The following is a 4,553-nucleotide window of genomic DNA, read 5'->3' on the forward strand; positions in this document are numbered from 1 at the left end:
ATGAGTTATTGATTGTATTTTGCTTCCAGTTGGTTGTTTTATAACGAGGTTTAGGCATAGGGCTACGAGAGAGAGTGGTGGTAGCTGCTCAGGTCGTAGATTCTTAATTTAGTTCCACTGAATTGCGAAACAAAGCTAATCTTACCACTTAACCAACTCATTTACGTTCCAATGCCTATGGAATTGGGTCTCGCTTTTGGCTGGCTAAGCAAATTATAATCATTTACCAAAACTTTAAAAAAGTATACAAAATTCAATTAGATAAACATAATTAAGATGATGTAATTTGAGGGTGAAAATGCTATTTCCGACCATTTTACGGAGACCATCGAAACTGTTCCCGTAGAAACATAAAAAATAACGGCTACATATGATTGCCGTTTTTTTGTTGCACGTTAATCTAAGTGGTAAAACCATGACAAATTGAACAGGATAAAATGGACAGAGAAAGTAATGTCAAATACTGGCTGAGAAATATCAACGAGCAGCTAACTCTAATTGACCGTCGGTGCCATATGCGGGTAGACGAGGCTCATTCCCTCCTGGTCCAACTCTCTGAAGATGGACAGGAGCTTCTACTTCATGGTGAGATAACGGATATTTCTATGAAGGATGAATTGTATATACTCCGCAGCAGTATGGTACTGAACGGACAACAGGATACGATGAAACGTTGTTGGTTAGCGACGCATCAAAATAAACTGCTTCTCATTCATGAGCTTAGCTTAGTTGATTGCGATGAAATCGACTTTGAGAACACGATGAACAACTTCATTGTGCTTATGAGTACTCTTAGAACTCAATTTAGTTCGGTATCAGAACCGATAAATGAAGTAACCATGCCTTATTCTCAACAGCTTATAAAAGGATAAATATTCATGCCTATTGGATTGAATCCAGTTCAAACGACTAATGTCACAAACACTTCAACTCATACCAAGAGTCCATATGAACTAAAGGTTCAGCCTGACAAAGCTAAACTACTGCAGGATATCGCGCCAACAGGACCTACACTGAAACAACCCACCACAGGAGAAAAAACTGCTATCACGATAAGTATGGATGAAGCAATGACAGCAATGACAGCAATGAACAAAGAACAAGCGAAGGGAGGTTTTACTCTTGATGACGGACGACAGTTCGAAATTCGAGATATGCATGTAATCAGACAGAACAAGGGGGGCTTGATAAGCCGGATGAAAGAAGGTTTCATCAAAGCATTACATGGTCAAGGAGCTTCATCCTCAGATGCTAAAAAGCTGACCGCAGCGTTACACCAAAAAGCCGATAACCCAGCAGTTCAGGAAAACTTTGTGCGCTCGTGGGATAGTGGAGGTTTTACAGATCCTACAGTAGTAAGTGGTGAAATGGGAGTGCGTGGGCACCAGTCAAAACAAGATTTTCAGTTTATTGTCCACACCGCACCAATAACTCACTTGATGGAAGGGAAGGGCGTTTTTAGTATTGATGCAGAAAGTGCGCTAACCTCCTGGGATGTAGCATGCACTAGTATCGTAAACCAGAGCAAGACTTTCACTTATGGCTCCGTTGGTGTAATTCTGAAAGTTCCGGAACAAAATGTTATTGCCGCTAGTCCAAACGATCTGATGTCGGAAACCAACATTGGTCTTCTTGATCGGACTGAAGATCTTGTCAACGTCTCAGATAAGAACGCTACAAAGACCCGCTATGAGGCAATGCCTGACTATGAACGTACAGGGTTACTAGCAAAAAAGGAATTACCGCGACATCAAAGGCATACCAACACTCCAAGTGAAGTCCTGAAGAAAACCTATGGGATGCGCAATGAAATTCTTATCTGTACGTCTGGAGGTGTAAATCTCCACGAGGGGCAGAAGGCAACCGAGAAGGTGGAAATAGCAGGGTTTTTCCTCAACGACAGCGCCCCAACAGCCTCTCACCAAGATTTAGCCGATTGGAAAGGAGAAACGTTGTTATCCAAAAATGATAAGTACGAGTTATTCAAGCAGCATGCTGAGCCCCTAGCCCAAAAACTTGGAGTGCCAATTATTTACTTAAACGGTACAGCGGATATTGCGGAAGTTTTGAAGTAGAAATAAATATAAAAACGCAAATTTTTATGTAGTCTGGTGTTGTAGGGCAAATGAGAGGCGAGCGTCTAATAGTTGATTTTCTGAACATATAATAACTAACGCAGATACCACCAACTAAGGTGGTGTCTGCAATTTAAGTTTGAAGGTCAAATCGATAGAAGTGTGTTAAAATAACTCTTTTTCTTAACTGAATTAAACAACAACGTCGCATTTATCGTAAAACAGCTTTAGTTATGGCATAAATCGTCATTATATCTATGTATGCATTGATTTTAAACAATATTAGAAGGTGATGAGAGTAAGAAGTTTTTTAAACGGCTTTATAGAGGGAGTTATTCTCCTCCGGCAACGCATGTAAACAATGAGGATTACCTTTCCCCTACAAAGATAGGCGTCTAAGTAGTGCTGAATCTTTGGCTACCTAAGCTTCACGGCTCAAAAAAACGGGAAGCAAAAATTTGACTATCACAAGTGTCCACTATCTGAAACAGCGTGTATTGTGTGCTACAGCTATTAGTACCGCTTTAACTCTGTGTCATTACAACGCACAAGTTGAGGATAGTTACACAAGGCTCAAAACTAGGGCCGATTTCGATTTATGGTCGTTTTTATTGAGACTGACTGATCACTTGGATTTTTCTATTCAATAAGGCTTGTACAGAATGAGGGTCTTTTTCGAAGCTTAAGATTGAGTTATAAATTTCCACATTCGCATGCATCGACAACAACTCACTTAACTCCAGTTTGGAGTTGGCTCGATTCGCCTCTCGCTCTCCAGGACTAGTCTGTACAACGGTTCGCCCCAGAAAGGTGCCTTGCGTTGCGAGGGGAGGTTGTCCCTTGCTCTCTAAGTTATTGAAATATATATCATTTATTTTTGGTTTGATGTCATTGGACATAAGGTACCTAAACTCTTAAGTCTGAGCTCTGAAGCATAGACGGTGAAACTTCTGTTACGACATGAGCAGACAACAAGGACTCCCAAGATTCGCTCTGTGTGAGCAGTTCAGCAAGTCCACTCTCAAACAGCTCATAGTCGAGTTTTTCGGCACGAAGCAACCTGTTTAAACACAGCTTGTGCCTGTGATTATCTAGACTAAAAAATAGTTGATGTTCAGACCAGTGATAGTTGAATGACAAAAAAGAACGATAAAGATCAGAATTAACAATTTGTAGGTCAACAATCTCTACTTCTAGTTGAAGTGTTTCTATTTTAGAGTGAAAAATTAAATGCACTCTTAACTTATCGTCAAAAGCTAACCCCAGTTCGTCTTCAGTCAAATGTAATTCAGGCAAGCCTACTCGACGAGAAAACTCTATCAGAACCTCATCTACAATTTGGCGTACTGACATAAAAACAGTCCTTTCATTAAATGTTAATAGTTATTATAGGTTAAACAGGTGTTTTTTATATTATTATTGGTTGATATTTTTTATATATTACGTAAGGTTCAGTCAGATCGCAATTACCAAAATACGCAGTTCTTCGGCATTCGCGCTTCTTAAGCGTGATTCTATTCCTTTTATGGTCTCAATAAGGGCACGAATGTACTTTGTTAATCTGATGTAAACAGAACGGAGGCTCTGTAATCTTTATTCCATGCAGCTTTATTCATCTTCCTTGGTACTGATAAGTCCCTTTCGGATTTCCTAAATCAGTCCTGAACAAAACGTTGATGATGAAACTGATTCAGTGACACACTCTCAAAGGGCTAGTTGTCTTTGTTTACATACTTTGTTAATAATTCTTGATGTAGTACCAATGGAGCAAGAATTGTTGCCTCGCCTTCAAACCAAGTAGCTCTTCCTGAACCAAGCATCCCGATGTGACTAGGGAATACTGTAATCAACTTGCGTGTGAAGCAAGTTGAGAGCAGACCGCTAGCTGTAATAGTATTTCAGCTCCCTGCAGTTTATTAGGTTAATACAATTAAACGCGAAAAGTTGTAGGGTAAAAATGTGATTCTTTGTCGATAGATTTTGATTCTATATTGTTAGCTAGAGAGGTTATTTGTTCATAGTATTGGCTGAGCAATTCCAATTGTTGATATACCGTGTACCGATCGGCTTGAACGATAGGCTGATGATTCCAAAGAATGAGGTTATTACTTTTATTATCAAAGCCAACAACTGGTTTTTTCTCATCTTGGCTAAACATATTCATTTCAAGCAAAACCTGAGCATTGTTTTTGTTGAGTTCACCTAAATTACTTAACATCATCAAACGTCCACTTGGGTGTTCGGTAATGTGGCACTCTTGCTCTCCTACTTTAATGCTTGTCACATTATTCGTTTCAGTGTTTGCTGCCTCTAGACCGAGCTCTTGGCAAAGCATTTCAACTACTTTTATATATTGCTGACTCATATTGTTTACTTATTTACTGTAAAAAGGCGTGTCAGTAGACCAAAAAGTGAGTTTAATAACGGCTTTGTTGCGTAATTCAGTTAGAGACAGAGCAGCCCCATTTCGTGCGTTTC

General features: G+C 39.6%; 5 protein-coding genes and 1 pseudogene. 2 read left to right on the forward strand and 4 right to left on the reverse strand.

Annotation, left to right across the window (positions count from 1 at the left end):
- The first annotated feature begins 437 nt into the window (after nucleotides 1-437).
- Together ACED28_RS22725 and ACED28_RS22730 are read left to right on the forward strand one after the other, a co-directional pair.
- Nucleotides 438-872, forward strand: coding sequence for a CesT family type III secretion system chaperone (locus tag ACED28_RS22725; RefSeq protein ID WP_017098098.1), 435 nt, complete (start codon nucleotides 438-440; stop codon nucleotides 870-872).
- Between the two features lie 6 nt (nucleotides 873-878).
- The gene (locus ACED28_RS22730; RefSeq protein WP_017098097.1) at nucleotides 879-2,075 is read left to right on the forward strand and encodes a hypothetical protein; all 1,197 of its coding nucleotides are present in this window, start codon (nucleotides 879-881) and stop codon (nucleotides 2,073-2,075) included.
- Between the two features lie 608 nt (nucleotides 2,076-2,683).
- Here the strand turns inward: ACED28_RS22730 and exsE2 are convergent.
- From exsE2 to ACED28_RS22750, 4 genes and pseudogenes are all read right to left on the reverse strand, one after another.
- A complete protein-coding gene (gene exsE2 / locus ACED28_RS22735) occupies nucleotides 2,684-2,974 on the reverse strand; it encodes a T3SS regulon translocated regulator ExsE2 (RefSeq protein ID WP_017098096.1) in 291 nt (96 codons plus the stop codon).
- A gap of 7 nt (nucleotides 2,975-2,981) precedes the next feature.
- Nucleotides 2,982-3,428, reverse strand: a complete 447-nt coding sequence (locus ACED28_RS22740; protein ID WP_017098095.1) for a type III secretion system chaperone — start codon at nucleotides 3,426-3,428, stop codon at nucleotides 2,982-2,984.
- A gap of 203 nt (nucleotides 3,429-3,631) precedes the next feature.
- Nucleotides 3,632-3,751: pseudogene (locus ACED28_RS22745) on the reverse strand (ISAs1 family transposase); the annotation flags it as partial.
- A gap of 254 nt (nucleotides 3,752-4,005) precedes the next feature.
- The gene (locus ACED28_RS22750; RefSeq protein ID WP_017098094.1) at nucleotides 4,006-4,440 is read right to left on the reverse strand and encodes a CesT family type III secretion system chaperone; all 435 of its coding nucleotides are present in this window, start codon (nucleotides 4,438-4,440) and stop codon (nucleotides 4,006-4,008) included.
- Nucleotides 4,441-4,553: the final 113 nt, after the last annotated feature.

The sequence above is a fragment of the Vibrio sp. 1F253 genome (assembly GCF_041439295.1).
GTDB classification, from domain to species: domain Bacteria; phylum Pseudomonadota; class Gammaproteobacteria; order Enterobacterales; family Vibrionaceae; genus Vibrio; species Vibrio tasmaniensis_A.